This window comes from uncultured Paraglaciecola sp., from assembly GCF_943787955.1.
GTDB lineage: Bacteria > Pseudomonadota > Gammaproteobacteria > Enterobacterales > Alteromonadaceae > Paraglaciecola.
Genome location: NZ_CALSOK010000002.1, coordinates 427,148 through 451,017 on the forward strand (window position 1 = coordinate 427,148; position 23,870 = coordinate 451,017).

At 41.1% G+C, this 23,870-nt stretch carries 20 protein-coding genes and 1 pseudogene; 17 read left to right on the plus strand and 4 right to left on the minus strand.

Annotated features, from left to right (window positions below; translation table 11 throughout):
• The first annotated feature begins 79 nt into the window (after positions 1-79).
• Positions 80-400 (plus strand): transcriptional regulator BolA, encoded by a 321-nt coding sequence (gene bolA / locus Q0Y52_RS02590; protein WP_297817583.1) that lies wholly within the window; start codon positions 80-82, stop codon positions 398-400.
• A 74-nt stretch (positions 401-474) separates the two neighbouring features.
• On the opposite strand, the pseudogene Q0Y52_RS02595 reads toward bolA, so the two are convergent.
• Positions 475-2,660 (minus strand): annotated as a pseudogene (locus tag Q0Y52_RS02595) (TonB-dependent receptor).
• A 444-nt stretch (positions 2,661-3,104) separates the two neighbouring features.
• On the opposite strand from Q0Y52_RS02595, the gene Q0Y52_RS02600 reads away from it, so the two are divergent.
• The 15 genes from Q0Y52_RS02600 (at position 3,105) to Q0Y52_RS02670 (ending at position 17,763) form a co-directional block, all read left to right on the plus strand.
• Positions 3,105-3,554: a TRAP transporter small permease subunit gene (locus Q0Y52_RS02600; RefSeq protein WP_297817587.1), complete on the plus strand. Its 450-nt coding sequence runs from the start codon at positions 3,105-3,107 to the stop codon at positions 3,552-3,554.
• On the plus strand, positions 3,554-4,912 hold the full coding sequence (locus Q0Y52_RS02605; RefSeq protein WP_297817590.1) for a TRAP transporter large permease subunit: 1,359 nt from the start codon (positions 3,554-3,556) through the stop codon (positions 4,910-4,912). The genes Q0Y52_RS02600 and Q0Y52_RS02605 overlap by 1 nt, the downstream gene beginning before the upstream one ends.
• 22 nt (positions 4,913-4,934) lie before the next feature.
• The gene (locus Q0Y52_RS02610) at positions 4,935-6,035 is read left to right on the plus strand and encodes a TRAP transporter substrate-binding protein (RefSeq protein ID WP_297817593.1); all 1,101 of its coding nucleotides are present in this window, start codon (positions 4,935-4,937) and stop codon (positions 6,033-6,035) included.
• A gap of 276 nt (positions 6,036-6,311) precedes the next feature.
• Positions 6,312-7,490: an enoyl-ACP reductase FabV gene (gene fabV, locus Q0Y52_RS02615; protein WP_297817595.1), complete on the plus strand. Its 1,179-nt coding sequence runs from the start codon at positions 6,312-6,314 to the stop codon at positions 7,488-7,490.
• A gap of 409 nt (positions 7,491-7,899) precedes the next feature.
• Positions 7,900-9,240, plus strand: coding sequence for a Na(+)-translocating NADH-quinone reductase subunit A (locus Q0Y52_RS02620; RefSeq protein ID WP_297817596.1), 1,341 nt, complete (start codon positions 7,900-7,902; stop codon positions 9,238-9,240).
• Positions 9,241-9,242: 2 nt separating this feature from the next.
• Positions 9,243-10,463: an NADH:ubiquinone reductase (Na(+)-transporting) subunit B gene (locus Q0Y52_RS02625; RefSeq protein ID WP_297817599.1), complete on the plus strand. Its 1,221-nt coding sequence runs from the start codon at positions 9,243-9,245 to the stop codon at positions 10,461-10,463.
• Positions 10,453-11,211 (plus strand): Na(+)-translocating NADH-quinone reductase subunit C, encoded by a 759-nt coding sequence (locus tag Q0Y52_RS02630; protein WP_297817601.1) that lies wholly within the window; start codon positions 10,453-10,455, stop codon positions 11,209-11,211. Before Q0Y52_RS02625 ends, Q0Y52_RS02630 begins: the two co-directional genes overlap by 11 nt.
• Positions 11,212-11,223: 12 nt before the next feature.
• The gene (locus Q0Y52_RS02635; RefSeq protein WP_271862048.1) at positions 11,224-11,856 is read left to right on the plus strand and encodes an NADH:ubiquinone reductase (Na(+)-transporting) subunit D; all 633 of its coding nucleotides are present in this window, start codon (positions 11,224-11,226) and stop codon (positions 11,854-11,856) included.
• 3 nt (positions 11,857-11,859) lie between these two features.
• Complete coding sequence (nqrE, locus tag Q0Y52_RS02640) at positions 11,860-12,468, plus strand: NADH:ubiquinone reductase (Na(+)-transporting) subunit E (protein ID WP_271862049.1); 609 nt, start codon at positions 11,860-11,862, stop codon at positions 12,466-12,468.
• A 23-nt stretch (positions 12,469-12,491) separates the two neighbouring features.
• The gene (gene nqrF / locus Q0Y52_RS02645) at positions 12,492-13,724 is read left to right on the plus strand and encodes an NADH:ubiquinone reductase (Na(+)-transporting) subunit F (protein ID WP_271862050.1); all 1,233 of its coding nucleotides are present in this window, start codon (positions 12,492-12,494) and stop codon (positions 13,722-13,724) included.
• A gap of 79 nt (positions 13,725-13,803) precedes the next feature.
• Positions 13,804-14,817, plus strand: a complete 1,014-nt coding sequence (locus Q0Y52_RS02650) for an FAD:protein FMN transferase (protein WP_297818122.1) — start codon at positions 13,804-13,806, stop codon at positions 14,815-14,817.
• Between the two features lie 41 nt (positions 14,818-14,858).
• A complete protein-coding gene (gene nqrM / locus Q0Y52_RS02655) occupies positions 14,859-15,092 on the plus strand; it encodes a (Na+)-NQR maturation NqrM (protein WP_271862051.1) in 234 nt (77 codons plus the stop codon).
• A gap of 125 nt (positions 15,093-15,217) precedes the next feature.
• Positions 15,218-16,279 carry a DNA polymerase IV gene (gene dinB, locus Q0Y52_RS02660; protein ID WP_271862052.1) on the plus strand — a complete coding sequence of 354 codons (1,062 nt, stop codon included), beginning with the start codon at positions 15,218-15,220 and terminating at the stop codon, positions 16,277-16,279.
• A 73-nt stretch (positions 16,280-16,352) separates the two neighbouring features.
• Positions 16,353-17,525 carry an MFS transporter gene (locus Q0Y52_RS02665; RefSeq protein ID WP_297817610.1) on the plus strand — a complete coding sequence of 391 codons (1,173 nt, stop codon included), beginning with the start codon at positions 16,353-16,355 and terminating at the stop codon, positions 17,523-17,525.
• 28 nt (positions 17,526-17,553) lie between these two features.
• Positions 17,554-17,763, plus strand: coding sequence for a DUF1653 domain-containing protein (locus Q0Y52_RS02670; protein WP_271862054.1), 210 nt, complete (start codon positions 17,554-17,556; stop codon positions 17,761-17,763).
• A gap of 54 nt (positions 17,764-17,817) precedes the next feature.
• Here Q0Y52_RS02670 and Q0Y52_RS02675 read toward each other — a convergent pair whose 3' ends face one another.
• Positions 17,818-19,545, minus strand: a complete 1,728-nt coding sequence (locus Q0Y52_RS02675) for a Na+/H+ antiporter NhaC family protein (protein ID WP_297817613.1) — start codon at positions 19,543-19,545, stop codon at positions 17,818-17,820.
• A gap of 94 nt (positions 19,546-19,639) precedes the next feature.
• Between Q0Y52_RS02675 and Q0Y52_RS02680 the strand changes: the two genes are divergently transcribed.
• Positions 19,640-20,452 carry an MBL fold metallo-hydrolase gene (locus tag Q0Y52_RS02680; protein WP_297817617.1) on the plus strand — a complete coding sequence of 271 codons (813 nt, stop codon included), beginning with the start codon at positions 19,640-19,642 and terminating at the stop codon, positions 20,450-20,452.
• A 372-nt stretch (positions 20,453-20,824) separates the two neighbouring features.
• On the opposite strand, the gene Q0Y52_RS02685 is transcribed toward Q0Y52_RS02680, so the two are convergent.
• Complete coding sequence (locus Q0Y52_RS02685) at positions 20,825-22,474, minus strand: amidohydrolase (protein WP_297817620.1); 1,650 nt, start codon at positions 22,472-22,474, stop codon at positions 20,825-20,827.
• Positions 22,475-22,871: 397 nt separating this feature from the next.
• Positions 22,872-23,861, minus strand: a complete 990-nt coding sequence (locus tag Q0Y52_RS02690) for a serine/threonine dehydratase (RefSeq protein WP_297818124.1) — start codon at positions 23,859-23,861, stop codon at positions 22,872-22,874.
• Between the last annotated feature and the right edge of the window lie 9 nt (positions 23,862-23,870).

The window sequence follows — 23,870 nt, forward strand, 5'->3', positions numbered from 1 at the left end:
AAGCAATATGCTGCGTTGCCTTTTTAAAGCTAAAGTTGATGTAATAAAAATAAAAGGGAAATTTGATCTTGGAGAATATATGAAGATTCAAAATAACATTGAAAAAAAGTTACTCAGTCACTTTAATCCACAACACCTTGAAGTCATAAATGAAAGTGCTATGCATAATGTACCAGCGGGTTCAGAAAGCCATTTTAAGGTAGTGATTGTCACCCCAATGTTTGGTGGGGAACGCCTAATAAAACGCCATAGAGCGGTTAATGCAATATTAAAAGAAGAGTTAGCAAACGACATCCACGCTTTAGCCTTACATACATACACTCAAGAAGAGTGGCACAGTTTGTATGGTGCGTTTCCTACGTCACCTAATTGTCTGGGAGGAGGTAAAAAAGAGCAGTAAAAAGGCGTCATAATGACGCCTTTAATTCACAGTAAGATAACGCGCATCAGCTTACAAATAGCACGCTTAGATAATTAAAACTTATCATTAGCTTGGGCGTTATGTGTTCCTGAAACATAACCCGTCCATGAATCATAACTATAAGGTGGCTCTTCGTTAAACAAGTTGGTAACACCTAGCGTCAGAGTGGTATTTTCTATACCCGCATAGTTAACAGTAGTATCAACCGTGATCATAGCTTCGATATCCGGTGCTATAGTTCCGTTTGAACGATTGCGTATAGCAGAGTCTTGCTCAAACGCACCAATATAGTTGATGGCAAAATTTGCACTCCAGTCTGCTTTTACCTATGAACCAGAGGTTGTCCAACGTATTTCAGGCTGTTCAAATCCCCCTTCTTGGGTATCGATGCGGCCGCCAGTTCGAATATCTTCCTAATTCAATACATAATTTAAGACGTAGTTGAATTTAAAGTCGCCCCTGTCATTTGACATTTTGTCACCTAGATCAAGATCTAAACCAGATGTTTTAAGATCAAATAAGTTCTCAAAACGGTCCTAAACACGAACCACTTGGCCTGGATCACCCGCAACACGTGAAGGTAAACGTTCAACAACCGCCGAATTGTTACCTTGAGTGGTAAATACATACTGAGTGTCTTTACCAATGACGTTTTCAATGTCGTAATTGTAATAATCTAAAGAAAAATCAATATCCTCTGAGACTTCATAAATAATACCCAAGTTATAACTCTTAGACTTTTCAGATCCTAGGTTAGGATTACCAGCCAATATTGCCGTGTATTCAAAAATGTCACAGGCTTGGTCAACATTACCCACTGCAGCACATCGAACAGAATCGACCAAGCTAGGTGATCCGTCAGTGCTACCCAAACCGATTTGACTCAAAGAAGGCGCACAGAAAGGGGTACCAAACGAGCCTCATATTGATAGTTCATCGGTAGGTGGCCAAATAAAAGCGACCTTAGGATGGGTAGTAGTACCAAAATCACTGTAATCTTCGTGACGCACAGCTATCTGAACGTTGAGTGTTTCAGTCACAGGGATGGCTAGTTCAGCGAAGATAGAAGTATTATCACGCTCACCATTTGCTTGCGTTGCTTCCGTTCCAAAAACATCACCACGAAGGAACTGGTCATTCGGGTTATCACTAATGGTTTCTTCATGGTATTCAGCACCGACAGCCAGCATGAGTTCGCCTGCTGACATATTCATAATAGGACCAGATATTTTTCTATCAAAAGACTTGCTGGTTGATTTACCACAACGAGTCGCCTGAGTTTCTATATAATCAAGTGCTTCTTGGCTATTAGAGGAAGGTTCAAAGGGGTGCCATAAACGCTCTAAGTGTATGGTTCATTTCAAAATTACCCATATACATAAAACTTACACGTTCAGATGCAGGAACAGTGGTACTCATTGGTGCATAATCGTAACGACACAAAGTGCCTACAATTTGAACAGCAGGACAAACATCATTACCAAATGTATCTGGTGTACGAACAGTATTGTCTGAAGCAAAGGCTATTGTGCCTGGGTCACCTGACGAGCTTCTGCTGTGTGATGCATAAGGGTCATCAGGTCTCAAAGCAGTTTGATTTGACGAACTAGTGTAAAATCTGGCGGCGTTAAGTATTTCTTCACGCTCAAAATAATCCAATACAAATGTATGGTTGGATTTTTTTGAGCTAGTACCGAACAATAGGCGAGTGTTAGATTCTTTGCCGCCACCATCGGCTGTATCACCGATTTTTGCAGATGCTTCTAAACCATCATAATCGTCTTTCAATATGATGTTAACAACCCCAGCATTTGCCTCAGAACCATAGGTAGCCGATGCACCATCCTTCAATATCAACTCGTTTAACAGCCGCTAATCGGATGTTATTGATATCAACGAAGGCCGTGTCTATTTCATTTGCCTAAGGAGAAACAGAAATACGACGACCATTTACAAGGATAAGCGTTGAATCTTCGCCCAAACCTCGTAATGATACACTTAAACCACCGTTACCAATGCCGTCACTACTGTGACCTTGAGTTGAAAAGGTTCCTTGACCCGCCATTGTCAGCATAGTAAATAAGTCGATTAGGTCAGTCACTCCTGTTGTAGTGATATCTTCTGCAGATAGAGAGGTAATCGGTGAAGGGCCTTCCATATCGGTTCTTTTAATATGTGAACCTGTAGTTTGTATACGTTCAACTTTAATGATGTCGTATGACTGTGCTTGCACTGCCATACTGCTCGAAATGGCAGCGGCCAATAGGTGAGTTTTATGGTGATCGGTTTCATTATTATTCTTGATAGTCTTTTTATTTTAATAAGGAATTGAAGTACACTGTTCTTGCAGCATAACTCCCTTTAAGTCTTGCCACCAAACAACTATTGATGACAATATCTTTACGTTATGAAAGTCACTTAATAAATAGTAACTGGCGATTAAAAGGTTTGAGATTGTAGCCAAATGTTGATTTCAAATAATAGATTGATTTAATACCTTTTGAGTATTTTGATTAAAACACTCATTACTGACTTACACTCTTTCGGCGGCTTAGCCAACGTGACGGAAGACACCGAATAAGAAAAATAAAATATGCGTCAGTTTATAAACAATATTAACCTAAAGTGGATTGATTCACTGAACGATTTTTTATGTAAAATGGTTAGTTGGTTTACGCTATTAATGGTTTTATTAACATGTTTAATTGTAGTACTCAGATATGGCTTTAACTTAGGCTGGATAGCGATGCAAGAGTCAGTAATGTACTTGCATGGCATGGTGTTTCTATTAGGTTCGGCTCACACTTTGCGCGTCAATGGCCATGTAAGAGTCGATATTTTTTATCGGCGCTTCTGTCCAACAAAACAAGCAAAGGTAGACCTGTTTGGTAGCCTGTTGTTATTAATGCCAGTGAACATTTTTATTTTCATGATTAGTTTCGATTACGTCATACGTGCTTGGCGGGTCATGGAAACGTCTCAAGAGGCTGGGGGTATCCCTGGGGTATTTTTGTTAAAGAGCTTAATTTTATTATTTTCTTTTACTATGCTGCTCCAGGGAATAGCCGAGGTGATACGCAATATGGTGAAAGTGTCTCTAGATAAACCATTATCAGAAGCTGAGAGTCAGTAATGGAATATATCTCACTACTGATGTTTTTAGCGGTGTGTTTGGTGTTGTTATTAGGGTATCCCGTTGCCTATTCACTGGCAGGTACCGCACTCATTTTTGCGGGTGTAGGGGCTTTTTTCGGTGTATTCGACACAGCTTACTTACAAGCCGTACCCAGCCGCTTATTTGGCATAGTGTCTAACCAAACGTTAATTGCCGTACCGCTATTTGTTTTTATGGGAGTGATGTTAGAGAAATCCCGCGTAGCTGAAGATTTGCTACTCGCCATGGAACAAGTACTGGGTAGGTTAAAATCAGGACTGGCTGTTTCTGTAGTGCTCGTTGGGATGTTGTTAGCTGCCAGTACAGGCATAGTCGGGGCCACCGTGGTCACTATGGGGCTACTTTCTCTGCCCACAATGCTTAAAAAAGGCTACTCACCACCTTTTGCATGCGGGGCAATATGCGCCACCGGCACATTGGGGCAAATCATTCCTCCCTCCATCGCTTTGGTTTTACTTGGCGATGTGTTGTCTAGTGCATTTGTGCAAGCGCAACTGAATATGGGGATATTTTCACCACAGTCCGTGTCAGTTGGTGACTTGTTTGTTGGGGCTTTAGTCCCAGGTTTTTTGTTAGTAGGCATGTATCTTTTATATATTTTAGTGTTTGCCAGTAGGCAGATAACCCCGTCGCTCGAACAAAGTGATCAAGCACCTATTTCTGTTAGTGCATTGTGTGCAGCGCTATTTCCACCATTGTTGTTAATTTTTATGGTGCTGGGTTCAATTTTGGCAGGTTTTGCTACCCCCACTGAAGCTGCAGGTGTCGGTGCAACAGGCGCATTGGTCCTTGCAATGCTCAACAAACAACTTAACCTACAAAAATTGAAAGATGTGATGATGTCGACCACTAAAGTCACATCCATGGTTTTTTTAATTTTAATTGGCGCATCCATTTTCTCATTGGTATTTCGTGGTTTTGGTGGTGAAGAATTAATACAAGAATTGTTTAACCGTTTGCCAGGAGGGGTGTTTACTGCGGTTTTATTGGTGATGGTGGTGATATTTTTACTTGGCTTTATTTTAGATTTTATCGAAATTACTTTCGTAGTGGTGCCTTTAGTCGCTCCAGTATTATTGGCAATGGGAGTTGATCCTATTTGGCTTGGGATCATGATAGCCGTAAACTTACAGACTTCATTTCTCACCCCACCGTTTGGATTTGCCTTATTCTATTTACGTGGTGTAGCGCCACCAGAAGTGAATACCTCAGATATTTATCGAGGGGTCTTTCCCTTTATTCTTATTCAACTATTGTTGCTAGCTTGTTTGGCAATTTGGCCAAATCTGGTAACTTGGTTACCTTCTTTGCTTTAACATTATTTTTGAGAATCGAACTATGAAATTACTTCAATTATTTATTTTAGTTATATTTAGCATCTTGCTGATCTCTTGTGGCGACGGATCCTCTACTGTCCCAACAGCACAAGTCGAAGAGCAAAATTATGAATGGAAACTGGTGACATCTTGGCCAAAAAACTTTCCAGGCTTAGGTAAGGGACCAGAAACCTTTGCTAAGTATGTTGAACGCATGTCTAAGGGCCGGCTTAAAATAAAAGTATTTGGTGCAGGTCAAATGGTGCCAGGATTTGAAGTATTTGATACTGTTTCTAGTGGTGCCGCCGAAATGGGTCATGCTGGCTCTTATTACTGGAAAGGTAAAGCTCCCGCAACCCAAATATTCACTGCTATTCCTTTTGGCATGAATGCCACCGAAATGAATGCTTGGTTGCATTACGGAGGTGGTTTGGCTCTATGGAGAGAAGTTTATGAACCCTTTAATTTAATTCCTTTTGCTGGCGGTAATACTGGCGTTCAAATGGCGGGTTGGTTTAAAAACGAAATTAACAGTGTTGAAGATCTCAAAGGTCTAAAAATGCGCATTCCTGGTTTAGGTGGCGAAGTAATTAAAAAACTTGGCGGCATTCCTGTCGCCTTGACTGGTGGTGAACTCTTTACTTCTCTGCAGTCTGGAGCAATCGACGCCACTGAGTGGGTTGGCCCTTATAACGACTTGGCATTTGGTTTATACAAGGCGGCCAAATATTATTATCACTCTGGTTGGCATGAGCCCAGTGCCAACTTAGAGTTTATAGTTAACAAACAAGCATTCGAAGCACTTCCAGATGATTTACAAGCGATTATCGAGGTGGCAACGCGAGCCGTCAATCAAGATATGTGGGATGAATACACTGCTGCGAACAATGCAGCTATGCAGGCTTTAGTCGAGACACATAAGGTTGATATGCGTCCTCTTCCTGCTGATGTCATGCTAGCATTAAAAAACACTTCAGCTGAGGTGATCCAAGAACAGTCAGATGCCGACCCATTGTTCAAAAAAGTATATGATTCTTATTCAGATTTTCAAATCAAGGTGATGAAATACCACCAAATATCAGAGTTTGAATATTATAAAAATCGTGCTGGCAATAACAACTAATTGAGAAATACAGAATGTAAAAAGTTGACTCTATTAGACTAATATTGACAGTCTTGTATCTGCCTTTTATCGCTTTGTAAGGCGTCTGCACCTCAGTCAATTTTTCATCAATATATTACTGACTTTGTTTCGATTAATTCCCTAGGTAATACATAACCTTAGGTGAGTGTTAAATAATAAACAACGTTACACCATTGCATCTTTATTAGCTGTTCAGATGTGTTTAAGCGTTAACTAGCATTACAATGCACAAAAATTTATAAGTAGGAACTTTATATGATTGTTAAGCCTAAGATCCGTGGCTTTATCTGTACTAATGCGCATCCAGTTGGATGTGCGACTAATGTTCAACAACAAATTGATTATGTCAAAGCTCAGGGAACGTTGCACAATGCGCCTAAAAATGTGTTGGTGATTGGGAGTTCTACTGGTTATGGAATGGCTTCAAGGATCACTGCTGCATTTGCTGGAGGTGCTAATACCTTGGGGGTGTGTTTTGAAAAACCCCCAACAGAACGTAAAACAGGCACCGCAGGCTGGTATAACACAGCGGGATTTCATGCGAAGGCAGCTGCAGCTGGGCTATATGCAAAAACCTTAAACGGTGATGCTTTTTCAAATGAGCTAAAACAGCAAGTTATCGATACTTTGAAAGCGGATATGGGTAAAGTAGACTTGGTCATCTACAGCCTAGCATCGCCAAGAAGAACGGATCCTAAAACAGGTGAAGTATACAAGTCGACCTTAAAACCTGTAGGTCAAGCATACAGAACTAAAACTTATGATACTGATAAAAATGTCATTCATGAGATTGCGCTAGAGCCAGCCAACGAAGATGAAATTCAGCAAACCATTAAAGTTATGGGTGGTGAAGACTGGGAATTGTGGTTGGATGCGTTAGGCGAAGCAGACTTATTAGCAGACAATTGCAAAACCACAGCTTATACCTACGTTGGGAAAGAACTGACTTGGCCAATTTATGGACAGGCAACTATTGGTAAAGCCAAAGAAGATTTAGATCGCGCTGCTGCTGCCATTGTGAAAACCCAAGCGAGTAAAAATGTGCAGGCATATGTGTCATCTCTAAAAGCCCTAGTCACGCAAGCAAGTTCAGCTATCCCAGTTATGCCCTTGTATATTTCATTAATCTATAAAGTGATGAAAGAAGAAGGTACACACCAAGGTTGTATCGAACAAATTTACGCCTTATTTACTGATAAATTGACCCATGCTACGCCAGAGGTGGATGAGTTGGGTCGCTTATATATGAATAACAAAGAAACCAACGATGCAACACAGGCAAAAATCAAAACGTTATGGGATCAAGTCACCCAAGAAAATTTTCACGAATTAAGTGATTATGCAGGTTATCACCATGAGTTTTTGAAATTGTTTGGTTTTGACTTAACTGATGTTGATTATGATGCTGACGTTGAATCCTTAGTCGATTGGTAGAAGATAGGGGTAGGTCAAAATTTATTTAAAATACAAACCGCTGCGTGGCGGTTTTTTTACTTTCGTAATTTAGTTACCCCTGAAAGAACCAAATCAACACCAAACGAGTAAAAACCATAAAATAAATGAGTTTAAACAGCAAATTGCGTGGAAGAATTACACAGGATAATGCTAAAATTCTCTGCTGAGCGTGGGTGAACTTAAAAACATGTCTGAAATTTTCCCTAAACGCATAAATTTAAAGGGAGTTTAGACAATTCTACCTAGTTGCAAAAATTTACTTGTAGCTTATTAAAAAATCATTAATTGACGATACTTACCACCACTAGGTTTTTATTTACGGTTATAACGACAGCTGTAAAAGAGAGTCTAATGGTGCTGTGTATTAATTAGAGTAGTGCTATTGCGTATGATAAAAATTAACAAAGGGTTAGACCTTCCTATTCAGGGAGCCCCACAACAAAGTATCCAAAATGGAAACTCTGTCACCAGAGTGGCTATTTTGGGTGAAGAATATATTGGCATGCGTCCAACAATGCATGTCCAAGAAGGGGATAAAGTGAAAAAGGGCCAGATTCTTTTTGAAGATAAAAAGAATCCTGGCGTCAAATTCACCGCTCCAGCTGCCGGTAATGTTGTTGAAATTAACCGTGGTGCAAAACGTGTTTTGCAATCTGTGGTGATTCAGCTTGAAGGTGATGGAAGTGAAGTATTTGCTAAATATAGCAATACCGAACTAGCATCATTGGATGCGGTTAAGGTACAAGAAAACTTAGTGAATTCTGGCATGTGGACAGCTTTTAGGACCCGTCCTTATAGTAAGTCACCAGCACTTGATTCAAAACCTAACTCGATTTTCGTTAGTGTGATGGACACCAATCCTTTGGCTGCCGATCCTCAGATAATCATTGCCCAGCGAAGCGAAGACTTTGCTAACGGTTTGCAGGTTATTAGCCGCTTAACCGATGGTAAGGTCTTTGTAAACAAAGCACCAGGCGCTGACATAGATACTGGCGATGCCACTGTTGAAGTGAATGAATTTTCTGGTGTCCACCCTGCAGGCCTGGTGGGTACTCACATTCATCACTTAGATGCGGTGGGTCAAAGAAAAAAAGTCTGGCATATAGGCTACCAAGACGTATTAGCGATTGGAAGTTTGTTCATAACAGGTGAGTTAGACAACCGAAAAGTAGTGTCCCTAGGGGGCCCAGAAGCCAAAAGTCCACGTTTAGTGCGCACATTATTGGGTGCTGATATTACTGAGCTTACTGATGATGAAACGAATGCAGGCGATATTCGAATTTTGTCTGGATCTGTATTACTGGGTAATCACGCTCATGGTGTGCACGGTTATCTTGGCAGATTCCATAATCAAGTGTCTATTTTACGTGAAGGCCGTGAAAAAGAATTATTTGGTTGGATAAAACCAGGTGTCAATCAACATTCAGTCACCCGCGCTTACTTTGGTCATTTCAGTCCTAAGAAATTATTTGGTATGACCACAACAACAAATGGGTCTGATCGTTCCATGGTACCAATCGGTAACTATGAACGTATTATGCCTTTAGATATTTTGCCTACTTTATTACTAAGAGACATGATTTCTGGCGATACAGACGGGGCACAAAGCTTGGGGTGCTTAGAGCTAGACGAAGAAGATTTGGCATTATGTACTTATGTCTGCCCTGGCAAATATAACTATGGGCCGATCCTGCGTGATTGTTTAGAGCAGATTGAGAAAGAGGGTTAATAATGGGCTTAAAAGTATTTTTAGAGAAAATTGAACCTGATTTTGAAGCGGGTGGAAAATATGAAAAATGGTATGCCTTATATGAAGCGGCAGCGACCATTTTCTATACACCGGGTACGGTAACCAAATCGACTACCCATGTAAAAGACAGTATTGATTTAAAACGTATTATGATTTTTGTGTGGATGGCAACATTCCCAGCCATGTTTTATGGCATGTTTAATATTGGTCAACAAGCACAGATTGCCATCGTTACAGAAGGCGCATTGTGGGCTGACACAGCTACAGCGTTTTGGCAAGCAGGTCTATATGAAATACTTGGTGGTCAACTCGATGCCAGTACTGGTTGGATTGGCTTGCTGTTATATGGGGCTTGTTTCTTTGTGCCCGTTTACGCCACTGTATTTGTCGTTGGTGGATTCTGGGAAGTGCTCTTTGCATCTGTGAGAAAACATGAAATCAACGAAGGATTTTTTGTTACATCAGTTTTATTCTCGCTTACTCTTCCTGCCACAATTCCCCTATGGCAGGCGGCCTTAGGTATTACCTTCGGTATCGTTATAGCCAAGGAAATATTTGGAGGAACAGGACGTAACTTCCTTAACCCGGCATTATCTGGACGTGCTTTTCTGTATTTTGCTTACCCTGCACAGATTTCAGGTGATGCTATTTGGACAGCTGCAGATGGGTACTCAGGCGCAACATGGCTAAGTCAAGCAGCTAATGGCTCAGTGACTGACTGGAGTCTTAATGCTGATTGGTTTAATGCATTCTTAGGAAATATTCCAGGCTCTATGGGCGAAGTGTCTGCGTTGGCAATTTTAATTGGCGGGCTGTTTATTATCTACATGCGAATAGCCTCATGGCGAATTGTGTTAGGTGTGGCTTTGGGCGTGTTGTTATTTTCAAGTTTATTAAACCTTATAGGAAGTGCAACAAATCCGATGTTTGCGATGCCTTGGTATTGGCATATGGTAATTGGAGGCATGGCCTTTGGTATGTTCTTTATGGCAACCGATCCTGTGTCAGCAGCATTTACTAACCAAGGTAAATGGGCTTACGGTATTTTGATTGGTTGTATGACGGTAATGATCCGCGTTCTGAATCCAGCTTTTCCAGAGGGTATTATGTTAGCAATATTGTTCGCGAACTTGTGGGCACCTTTATTCGATTATTTTGTTGTTCAAGGCAATATAAAGCGGAGGATTGCACGTGTCGGCTAAAAAAGAAACGTTAGGTAAAACCGTAGGTGTTGTTGTTGCTGTATGTTTAGTTTGCTCAATTATTGTGTCCACTGCTTCAGTGGGTTTGCGTTCGCTGCAAGAAGCCAACGCAGCAATAGACAAACAATCTAATATTGTAGAAGCAGCGGGTTTAATTGATTTTGCTGCAGGTGATATTTCTGGAACGTTTGAAAAATACATTGAAGAACGCTTCATTAACCTTGATACAGGCGAGTATGTGGATAAGCCAAAAGATGGCTACGACATGTATAAAGCCGCTAAAAACCCTCAGTTCTCAGTTGAAGTCACTAACAGTAATGTAGGATTTAAACAGCGAGCCAGCATTGCTAATATTTATTTAGTAAGAAATGATGCAGGTGAAGTCACTCGTTTAGTACTACCGGTTCATGGTAGCGGCTTGTGGGACTTAATGTATGGACTTTTAGCGATTGATGCTGATGGAAACACCGTACGCGAACTGATCTACTATCAACACAAGGAAACGCCAGGTTTGGGCGGTGAAATACAAAACCCTAGCTGGAAAGCCAAGTGGGACGGTAAAAAATTGTTTGACGATGGAAAAGTAGCTATTGAAGTTAATAAAGGTGACAACTCAAACGACCAGTATGCGGTTGATGCTCTTTCAGGCGCCACGCTTACCAGTAACGGTGTGCAAAACACATTAACTTATTGGGCAGGCGAGAATGGCTTCGGGCCATATCTTAAAAACCAAACTTGGAAATCGTAAGGGATCGACACAATGGCTGAAATTAAAGAAATGAAACAGGTGTTGTTCGGACCCGTCCTGAACAATAACCCAATAGCATTGCAAGTGCTGGGCGTTTGCTCAGCCTTGGCAATCACGACTAAATTAGAAACAGCACTGGTTATGTCATTGGCATTAACCACAGTCTGTGCGTTTTCTAACTTTTTTATCTCACTCATCCGTAAACAAATACCTTCTAGTGTGCGGATTATTATTCAAATGACGATTATTGCTTCTTTGGTAATTGTAGTCGACCAAATACTCAAAGCTTACTCTTACGAGATATCAAAACAACTTTCAGTCTTTGTTGGTTTGATTATCACAAACTGTATCGTAATGGGACGAGCAGAAGCCTATGCTATGAAGAGTCCACCTTTGATGTCTTTTCTCGATGGCCTTGGAAACGGTATAGGCTACTCCGTGGTGCTAATCATCATTGGAACTATCAAGGAATTATTCGGTTTTGGTACGTTATTAGGTTTTGAAATCTTACCTTTAATTCAAAATGGTGGCTGGTATCAAGGTAATGGTTTATTGATTTTACCTTTCAGTTCATTCTTTTTGATTGGTGGTCTAATCTGGGTAATCCGAACTATACGTCCAGCACAAGTCGAGCCAAAGGGATAATTCATGGAACATTATATTAGTATTTTTGTTAAATCTGTTTTCATTGAAAACATGGCTTTATCCTTATTTTTAGGTATGTGCACTTTTTTGGCAGTATCTAAAAAAGTGAAAACAGCCATGGGTTTGGGTTTAGCAGTAATTGTTGTTCTGGGTATTTCAGTGCCTGTTAACCAAGTTATATTTGTGAATATTTTAGCCCCAGGCGCACTTGGCTGGGCTGGTTTCCCAGAAGCAGATTTAAGCTTTTTGAGCTTTTTAACTTTTATAGGCGTAATAGCTGCATTGGTCCAAATATTGGAAATGACGTTGGATAAGTTTTTTCCTGCGTTGTATAACGCACTTGGGATTTTCTTACCCCTTATCACAGTAAATTGTGCCATTTTTGGTGGTGTTGCATTCGCGATACAACGTGAATATAACTTCAGTGAAAGCATTGTTTACGGTGTGGGCAGTGGGTTAGGTTGGGCGATAGCTATCACCTTACTCGCGGCAGTACGTGAAAAACTTAAATATGCAGACATGCCGGAAGGCATACGAGGTTTGGGTTCAGTATTTATGATTACTGGACTGATGGCACTTGGTTTCCAGTCATTCACCGGCATCGCACTGTAAACGGCACTTTGAGGAATAGTTAAATGAATCCGAATGAAATTTATCTTGGTGTAGGCATGTTCATCGCTATTGTTTTAGCGTTAGTGTTTATAATCATGTTTGCAAAATCTAAATTGGTGCCAGAAGGTGAAATCACCATTACCATCAACGGTGGTGCTGAAGCATCAATCACAGCTCAGCCTGGGGACAAGCTTTTAGGTGCCTTGGCGAATGCAGGTATATTTGTTTCTTCTGCATGTGGCGGTGGCGGTACTTGTGGTCAGTGTCGTGTTGATATTAAAGCCGGTGGCGGAGAGCTTTTACCCACTGAAGTGGATCATATTAGTAAAAAAGATGCTAAACAGGGATGTCGCTTGTCCTGTCAGGTGTCTATTAAAGAAAATATGGACATTGAGCTAGAAGAAGAAATTTTTGGTATCAAAAAGTGGGACTGCGAAGTTATCTCGAATGACAACAAAGCCACCTTTATTAAAGAACTTGTATTGAAGATACCTAATGGCGAAAGTGTGCCATTCAAGGCCGGAGGTTATATCCAAATCGAAGCGCCACCCCACCATGTTAAGTACAAAGACTTCGACATTCCTGAGGAGTATCGTGGTGATTGGGAGCGATTTGGATTCTTCAATATTGAATCTAAAGTTGAAGATGAGACTATCCGTGCCTATTCCATGGCTAACTACCCTGAAGAAGAAGGCATTATTATGTTGAATGTGCGAGTTGCTTCGCCACCACCTAATAACCTAGCTTTACCCGCAGGTAAAATGTCATCTTACATCTGGAGTTTGAAAGAAGGTGATAAAGCCACCATTTCAGGCCCATTTGGGGAGTTCTATGCCAAACAGAGCGCGGCTGAAATGGTGTTTGTTGGAGGCGGTGCAGGAATGGCTCCCATGCGGTCACATATCTTTGATCAACTTCGTAGATTAAACACAACGCGTCCCATCACATTTTGGTACGGTGCACGATCTTTGCGTGAAATGTTTTACGTAGAAGATTTTGATATGTTACAAAAAGAAAATGATAACTTTAAGTGGCATGTTGCTTTATCGGATCCTCAACCTGAAGACAATTGGAAAGGTGATACAGGGTTTATACATAATGTGCTGTTGGAAAATTATTTAAAAAGCCACCCAGCACCTGAAGATTGTGAATTCTATATGTGTGGTCCACCAATGATGAACGCAGCCGTGATCAATATGCTTAAAGAATTAGGTGTAGAGGACGAAAATATTATGCTGGATGACTTTGGCGGTTAACTTTAAGACATTTAATAAGTAATCAATCTTTAAGGGGCTATATGCCCCTTTTCTTATAGGTACAGAATAAAATATGTTAATGCTTCTTAACCCCAGACTTTTGATTGTTGTCATTTCAATAATCTTAAACGCCTGCTCAGCGTCTAAAAACCAAGAAACACATATAACAGGCCCTACAATGGGTACCACCTACAATGTGAAATTTGTATCTATAGATGCCGTAGATAAGCTGGAATTAACACAACAGATTGAGCAATCATTAATTGATATCAATCTATTGATGTCGACCTATATTCAAGATTCAGAACTAAGTCGATTCAATCAATGGAACAGTGTTAAACCTTTTCCTATGTCGGCTACAACCCTCAAGGTTTTAAACGAAGCGAAGCGTTTAAGTGATATGAGTGAGGGAATGTTAGATGTGACAGTAGGCCCTTTGGTCAATCTTTGGGGATTTGGACCAAAAAGCCAGCCGGTAAAAATTCCCACAGAAGCGCTTATCAATATGACCAAAAAGCTAGTTGGAATAGACAAATTAACAATAGGACCGTCTTGGGCCAGTAAAGCTGAGCCGGCACTTTATGTGGATTTATCAACCATCGCAAAGGGGTATGCAGTTGATCAGTTGGCAGAACTTTTAGGTACCCATGCAATTACAAACTACCTTGTGGAAATAGGCGGCGAAATGAGATTGTCAGGTGTAAAAGCTTCAGGTACGCCATGGAAGATTGCAATTGAAAAACCTGAAACAGAGCAACGTGCAGTTCAAAAGATTATTAGCATAGGAACAAATGCGGTGGCCACCTCTGGCGATTATCGAAACTATTACGAGTCAGATGGTGTGCGTTATTCCCATCTTATCAATCCAAATACCGGTTACCCCATTAGCCACAACTTAGTATCTGTCACTGTGGTTCATCCATCCTCGATGACGGCTGACGGCTTGGCAACAGCACTTAATGTTATGGGCAAAGATAAGGCATTAGCGCTAGCAGAAACGTTCAATATTGCAGTGTTGTTGATTACTAAAGAAAAAGACAATTTTACCGAGTATACTAGTTCTAAATTTGAGCAGCTTGTAACTGTTCATTAAAATAATATCATTAACATATTAAGCTTTATTGGAGTCTGGTTTTGAGTACCTTTATTTTCGCATTTTTATTTTTTTTGGTGGTCGTTCTAGCTATGTCTGTTGGTTACATATTCCAGCAGAAGACCATTGCGGGTAGTTGTGGCGGTTTAGGTGCCCTGGGGATTGCTAAAGCTTGTGATTGTCCGGAACCATGCGACCGTAAAAAAATGCGTTTGGAAAAGGAACAAGCGAGACAAAACAAACTGAATCAATGGAAAAAAGACCAAATTCTGTAATTATATGTGAACAAATATATCAATACACAAAACGCCAGCTAGTCTGGCGTTTTTTTATATTGATAAATTCTAATATTCCTGCAAGATACTGACTATATATACAGTCTTTATGTCGGGCATATTCTTTGCGCAAAATCATTCACATTGATATGGACTGTTATTACGCTGCCGTTGAGATGCGTGACAATCCAGAATATCGAGATGTGCCACTAGCCATAGGCGGCAGTTCTGACAGGCGTGGTGTGATAGCTACCTGCAACTACCAAGCAAGAAAGTTTGGAGTGCGCTCTGCCATGGCAACAGCCCACGCCTTAAAGCTATGTCCTGAGTTGGTATTGGCTCCTGGCAGAATGGCCTTATATAGCGAAATATCTCAACAAATACGTGAAATATTCAGCAGGTACACAGACAAAATAGAACCATTGTCATTAGACGAAGCATATTTAGACGTGTCTGACAGCGACTTATTCTCAGGCAGTGCCACATTAATCGCTGAAGATATCAGAAGAGTGATTTTCGAAGAGACCCAACTCACTGCCTCCGCGGGCGTGGCACCATGTAAGTTTGTTGCTAAAATCGCCAGTGATGAAAATAAACCCAATGGCATTTGTGTTGTCACTCCCGATAAATTAGACAACTTTGTGATCAAATTACCCCTTGGTAAAATTCCTGGTGTGGGCAAAGTAACCTTAGCAAAGCTAAATAATATGGGGCTTTATAACTGTGCCGATGTACGTCAGTTCCCCTTTGAAGACTTAGTCAAACGTTTTGGTAAATTTGGCTCTGTGATTTGGGATAGAAGCCATGGTCTAGATAATCGAAATCTTAGTCTTACCAGACAACGCAAATCTGTAGGAGTAGAGAGAACATTAGCCGAAGACATTCATTCACAGGATGAATGTCTTAAAATGATCGATAGCCTTTTTCCATTATTAGAACAGCGATTGAACAAGACCCAAGCACACATTCAAAGTCAGGGTATAAAACTCAAGTTCAGTGATTTTCAGCAAACAACAGTTGAGCACAAATGTCAGGTATTGGATAAAAACTACTTTCTTAAACTATTAACCGAAGGCCTCTCGCGTCAAGCAAATAGAGGGATTAGATTGGTGGGACTCCATGTTGCTTTAGCAGAAATCACAGACAATAAACAATTAGCTTTTTCATTTTCTTCTACACAAGACTAACATCCTTCAAATCGTTACACTATGCTCAGACATTTCAGCTCTTATATAATAAGTGAATTTACCAGTGCAAAGCATGCCCATCAATGTTTGGCTATTAACGCTAATACAAGCCCTAGCAATGAGCGCAGGCACCATGCTGGTATTAGCAGGTGGCGTTTTGGGCGCCCAACTCACTCCAGATCCTAATTGGTCAACGCTGCCATTAGCCATGAGTATTGTTGGCACTGTCTGTGGTGTACTGCCCATTACCCGATTGATGCAACACTTTGGTAGAAAGCCCGTTTTTATTGCTGCCACCATCCTAGGTGCTCTGGTTGCGCTAATGGCCGCGGCAAGTGTTGTTAATAGTAGCTTCTGGGGGTTAGTGATATCTGCGTTTTTATTGGGCGTTATGATGTCTGCGATCCAACAAATTCGGTTTGCGGCTATGGAGTCAGTGCCTGTTGATTTGATACCTAAAGCGGCTTCAACCGTGTTGTTGGGTGGCTTAGTGGCCGCTATCTTAGGACCGGAGTTAGTGACTCTGGGTCAACAGGTTAACCAACAAACCTTTGTGGGGGCATTTTATCTGACGGCAGCCTTACTGGTATTGTGCAGCCTACTTTTTACCCAGATTGATAATACTCACGTTGTCACAGAAAAATCTGCAGATACCGGACGAAAATTACGTGTGATAACGAGCCAACCGGTGTTTGTTTTGGCTGTTTCAGCCTCAGTCGTAGGGTATGCCTTGATGAGCTTTATTATGACGGCCACACCTGTGCATATGCACGTGCATGAAGCTTATTCTTTGCAGAATACAAAGTGGGTGATCCAAAGCCATATCTTTGCGATGTTCTTCCCGTCATTATTCAGTGGTTGGTTAATCAGTAAATTGGGTACCTCGACTGTTATCTATTTGGGATTATTCTCTTATGTCGCCACCATATTAATCGCCCTGACAGGTAGCGAATGGTTGAACTATTTGATCGCTTTGGTGTTACTAGGTATTGGCTGGAACTTTTTATTTGTCGGTGGGACTGTATTACTCTCACAAAGTTATCAGCCTAATGAAAGATTTAAAGTTCAAGGTTTAAATGAGTTTTTAGTATTTGGGTGTCAAGCTATGGCTGCATTAAGTGCAGGAGTATTTCTCAACTCGATCGATTGGCGTGGTTTATTGCTCGCTAGTTCTACTATCATCGTCATCCAATTAATAGTGATTACATGGCAACAAATCAGACAAAAGCAGCTTTCCACAGATTAAAAATCAACCTAGATAAAGAGGAATAAGCATGTCATTGGAAATAGGTCGTTACCGTCATTACAAAGGGAATGAATACGAAGTGATTGGTGTGGCCAAACACTCTGAAGATGAAACTAATTTAGTAGTTTATAGACCTCTGTATGGTGAAAAAGGCCTGTGGGTGAGACCTTTGGATATGTTTGTTGAAACGGTAGAGGTTGATGGCGAAACAAAAGCAAGGTTTAAATATATTGGTTAATCATAAAGATTAACCAATATATTAGTGTTTTAAAAACAAAATTAAATATCTCTTCTAGGCAAAAAACAAAACTGTAGCCGTCCACAAGAGCGCAGCAAGAGAGGCCGCATAAGTGGCTGGTACAATCTGCGACTTTACGTGATCCATTAGGTCGCAGCCTGTGGTCATAGAGCTCAAAATAGTGGTGTCTGAAATAGGTGAACACTGATCACCATATACACTACCATTCAAAATGGTAGCGAAACATACCATCATAAACAATTCCGGGTTTTCTAAGCCTTGGCTTTGGGCAATAGTCCAAGCCAAAGGCAAGCCTAATGGAAAAGCAATAGCGTAAGTACCCCAGCTTGTGCCCGTTGAAAAAGCGATAAGCATAGTCATAAGTTGTAATATTATAGGTAAACACCAATACGGAATGTGCTCGCCTAAAGACTCAACCAAATAAATGCCACCGCCTAACTGTTTACTCAGCACACCTATAGTTAAGGCAAACATTAATATGACCGAAGCTACCACCACCCCTTTTAAACCATTTCCGAAGCCGTCTAACACCTCTTTAAGTGCCATACCTTTAGCCAACGCCATAAAAATAGACAGAAACAAAGCGCCTGAAAATGCCCAATGAATTTGTGGTGAGCCTGTCACAAAGTAGGATCCAATAGCGATAATAATTAAGCTAACTAAAGGTAAGATAAACTCTAGCCTGTGGGCTTTATATCCATCAGGGACTTGGCTTTGGTGTAATTCTTTAGCGCTAACAGGAGACGCGTTAGGCGCGTCTAATTCGCCTGTTTCAATTACACGTTTAATTGCTTTTTTAAGGGGGGAGCCACTGAAGGTCGTGATATTGAGGCTAAGTAATAAGGTACCCAACACAGCAAAAATTGCGTAGAAACTAAAAGGGATACTGGCAAAAAAGAACGCTACCCTGTCGCTTTCTGTGGCCAAAAATGCCACTCCTGGAATAAACAAAAAGGCTTGCACATAAGCAGGCCAAGCATTAAATGCAATGATTGACGCAATAGGTGATGCAGTAGAGTCGACCACATAACTGAGTTCTTCATGGCTGACTCCAGCCTTATCTGCAATAGGTTTAACCGTTGTACCTACTAATACCGTACTCATAGTCCCCCCTTGAAAAAACACTAAACCTAGAAACCAAGTAACAACCTTGGCTGAGCGTGGCCCTTTTACATAATGTTGACTCATATGGTTGGCAAAAGCCTGAGCGGCACCCGTTTTTGCCCACATCCCCATTAAGCCGCCAAGTAACCATAAATATAAAATCAAAATAGATGCCGCGCTCGACGTGCCGATATTAGGGATAAATACTTCATGGGTGATATCAAATCGTCCTAACATCACTGCACCAATCACTATACCGCAAAACAGAGCCACCAAAGGCTCTCGCGTCATTAAACACAATACAACAGCGACTAAAGCAGGCAATAAGGACCAAATACCAAAATGAAAGTCTGCTTTGAGTAAAACCACATCCTCAATAGTATTTTTATAAACCCATTGTTGCGACAAGGAAGGTTTGCTTTGTTGGATATTCAGCATTGATTGTCTTAAAGGAGACTCGGAATAAGGTACAAGATCTTCTATCACGTTCTCTTGACCGCTGGCGCGAAAAGCCAGTTGTCCCAACTCATTGTTATAAGTTTGATATTGTAACTGAGACTCAACCCAAGTCGGGTTGACATTGAAGTTAATAAAAAACGCAGTCGCCAGGCTGAGCACAAATAAAATAAAACTAATACGTTTTGTAAATTGAAACATGCAGAGTATCTTAACGGCTTTGTATAACCATAGTTTGTAGTCTGTTGCAGCAAACGTCTAGGATTTACTTAATTTTAATCAAGGAAAAACATGTATGCGCCCAAAAATTCTTTTAGTGACTGTGATGACGACTCTGTTTTCAGCCAGTTCAAGCTTTGCACAAGACAAGTGGGATAAAGTCGAAGTCACTAGCCAACCTGTGAGTGGATCGGTACATATGTTAATGGGGAGTGGCGGCAATATCGGTGTATCAATTGGCGATGATGGGATATTGATCATCGATGATCAATATGCCCCACTAGCTAAAAAAATAGCAGGAGCAATTGGTGATATTTCAAATCAACAAATTAAATATATTGTGAACACTCACTACCATGGTGATCACACGGGCTCTAATGCTTACTTCAAAGAAGTGAAAGGCACTACCATTTTTGCACATGACAAGGTGCGTCAACGTTTAGCCGATAAAGACGACCATCAACATGCTTCACTTCCTGTTGTGACTTATCAACAAGGTGTGACCTTTCATCTTAACGGCGACACCATCAAAGTGATGCATTTGCCAGCAGGTCATACGGACAGCGATAACGTTGTATGGTTTGAAGAAGCCAATGTTTTACACCCAGGAGACTTATTTTTTCAAGGCCGTTTTCCGTACATTGATCTGAATGGTGGGGGCACGGTTGCGGGTTATATTAAGAATGTAACTCAACTAATAGGTATGCTGAAAGACGATACAAAAATTATCCCAGGGCATGGTGATTTAGCCACTAAAGCCGATTATCAAAAGGCCTTGGATATGCTTGTTGATACTGCTGCCATAGTAAGAAGTATGAAAATCAAAGGCATGAGCGTTGAAGATGCAGTGAAACAAGGTTTAGGTGAGATGTACACAGCCTGGTCATGAAGTTTTATCACTGAAAAAAGGTGGATTACGACTCTTTACAAGGGCCTGAATTGATCAAAGCCAGTCATCAGGCAAACTACTCATGGGGAGGGCCAAATATGACCTACCCCATGACTGACAATAAGTTTTTTAAACACAGAACACGTCAAAACATGTTGCCTGCTCAATGATGAGCAGCAACATCAAGCCTTTCAGCGCAAACCGCTAAAAATGCTTCTTTATATGTATTCACAGAGCATGCAGCAGCTTACGGCTGTTATTGAACGCTTGGTTTTATTGAAACAGAGCACCCAGGTAAGGCCAAGGTCCAATTTAACATTACCAACCTGACCTCTTAATTTAAATAACCCGAATGCTGGTTAGATAGCCAAATTAAGGCGTTTTTGTAAAACGTCTTTCACCCGCAATCCATGTCTCAAGCACTTGTACTTTCCAAATATCCTGTGGTGAAATGGTAAAAATGTCTTGGTCTATCAAAATAAAGTCGGCCCATTTACCTTCGGTTAAACCACCTAAAATATTTTCTTGATGGGCTGCATAAGCAGCGTCTAGGGTAAAACCACGGAAAGCTTGTTTGACTGTCACCGCTTCGCTAGGTATCCAACCTTTGTTAGGTGAGTCATTGCGATCTTGTCTGGTGACTGCAGCGTGTAAACCAAAAAATGGGTTGGAGAGCTCTACTGGGAAATCAGAACCGAACGCCACTGGGGAGTCTTGTTTCAAGAAGGTTTGCCATGCGTAAGCGCCTTTGAGCCTGTCGGCGCCTACCCTATCTTCAGCCATATTCATATCGCTAGTAGCATGGGTGGGTTGCATGGCAGGAATAATATTCAGCGTTTTAAATCGTGGAATATCGTCAACATTAATAACTTGGGCATGTTCTACACGGTTACGTAGTGATTTGCCTCCAATGCGTTTAAAGCTATCAGCAAACTGATCTAGTGCTAAGCGATTGGCTTTATCGCCAATCGCATGAAAGTTAAGTTGGAAACCATTACCTAATACCAAATCAAATAACGGTTTCAAATCTCGTTCCCGGGTAACCAATAAACCACTGTTATCCATATCGTCAGAATAGGGTTGCAACAAAGCTGCACCTCGACTGCCTAATGCGCCATCACCATATAATTTCACACTCCTAACTGATAACCAATCGTGCTGATCTTGCACATGACCCTTTTCTAACAATTGATTTAACTGGGGGGAGGTTGCCGCAATCATGGGATAAATTCGCACAGGTAATGAGTGCTCTTCCACACGTTTTTGGTAGTAATCGTATACAGCGAGGTCAATACCCGCGTCATGGACACTAGTGATACCTTCAGAGAGAAGATGTTTGCCTGCAGCATTCAACTGGGCAGTTAAAATCGCTTCAGATGTTTTAGGCAGATATTTGAGCAGGAGATTCTCGGCGTTATCAATTAAGACCCCTGTAGGATTACCTTTTTTATCTCGAACAATTTTGCCACCTGGCGGGTCGAGTGTATCTCTAGTAATACCAGCAATTTCAAGTGCCTTGCTATTCACCCAACTTGCATGACCATCCACTCTGGACAACACCACAGGTTTATCATTGACATATTCATCTAACAAATTAGCAGTGGGGTAAGCTTTGCCGAGCCAAAGTACTTGATTCCAGCCGCGTCCAATTATCCACGCTAAACCCTGTTGATTTTTAGCATAAGCTTGTACCATTTTTGCAGCATCTAAAGCAGATTGACTCTCTCGCAAGTCAACTTGTAATAAGGTTTCACCTAGTCCCATTACATGCCCATGGGCGTCAATGAGTCCTGGTAACAGCACCTTATTTTGACCGTCGATGAAGGTTGCATTAGGATAAGTCTGGCTAAGCTCTTCTGCGCCAATTGCCACAACTTTTCCACCATCGAACACCATGTTTGAAAAGTGAATTAGCTCTCCAGCATTATTGAGAGTGTAACCTTTTACATTACCAATATGGCTAGGTGCAGCCAGCACCAAGGAACTGAAAAAAAACAAGCAGGCAAACAATATTATCTTCACAAGAGTTCTCGTATAAACGTTTCACTCAATTTGCCCTAGATTTTTAGTGGATGCAATACTTGTATAGTGATGAGCGTTTATAAATGAGATGGGTTACTGTTTTAGAATGAAAGAAAAATTTGTGGCAATCGAGCTAATCTTGACCACTCATCATGCTGAGACACGCAGCTTTATTTAAAAAGGCTGATAATTTTTTAATAAACGTTATCTAGCGACAATCGATTAGAGCGTTAAACAAGGTGGCACAACCACTATATCGGTTTAACATTTTCTCTTGCTCATTCACTTATACCCTCTTGCTCTACATCTTTTTTTAAATCATATTACTGGCACAGGTGATTTCGAAGCCTTTTACTGATCTTTAATGAAGTGGCGTTTTTAACCTATTTTATTCAGTCTATAAGCAAGGAATTTGTTGCAAATGATCGTCTTGCCATATTTGGCGCATTTTTTGTTGATCGATATTGCCACCAGATAACATCACCAATACCTTTTGCTCGCTGGTCTGTGATGTAAGCCACTCAACCACCCCTCCCATGCTCATTGCACAGGTAGGCTCAACATGTATTTTAAGCAAGTGTTGAAGCCATTGAGTCCAATATGCAATGGCAGTTTCATCTACCTCATAAAAACCATCTAAGGCCTGCAAATGTGGAAAGGTCTTTTCGCCAACTTGAAGTGTTGCCGCTCCATCTGCCAAAGTATTAGGCTGCTCTGTTAAAGATTGAATAATACCAGTACGCAGGGATTCTGCAGCATCATTTGCCGCCAATGGTTCTACACCTATGACACTTGCCTTAGGAAGCAATGCTCTGGTACTGATCAACGAACCCGACACTAATCCCCCACCGCCCACGGGTGCGAACACACTATTTACTTCACCCGTTTGCCCAATAGCCTCAAGTGCAGTCGTACCTTGGCCGGCTATAATATCGTTATGATTGAAAGGGGGCATCCATAATACATCTTGTTTACTGGCGGCCTCGGCGACCTTTTCGTCAGCCTCTTTGCGAGTCGCACTTAAGTCGAGTGTCGCGCCATAATATTGGGTTGCCGCGGCTTTTACTTTAGACAGGTTCTGTGCACTATAAATAGTAGCTTTCACACCTAATATTTTAGCGGCATAAGCCACAGCCTGAGCGTGATTACCCGAACTACTGGCCACCACTTGACAACCCAGTCGCCCTTCTTCTTTGGCTTTTAACATCATATTCAGTGCGCCACGGAGTTTAAAGGCCCCTGTTTTCTGAAAACACTCTGCTTTAAAAAACAACTTGTGCCCTAGCCAGCTATTTAATAACTGAGATTCAAGCACGGGTGTTTTATGGATAAAAGGACTGATACGTTTTTCAGCAGATTGCACATCGGCAAAAGTCACACTGGACATAGACTCATC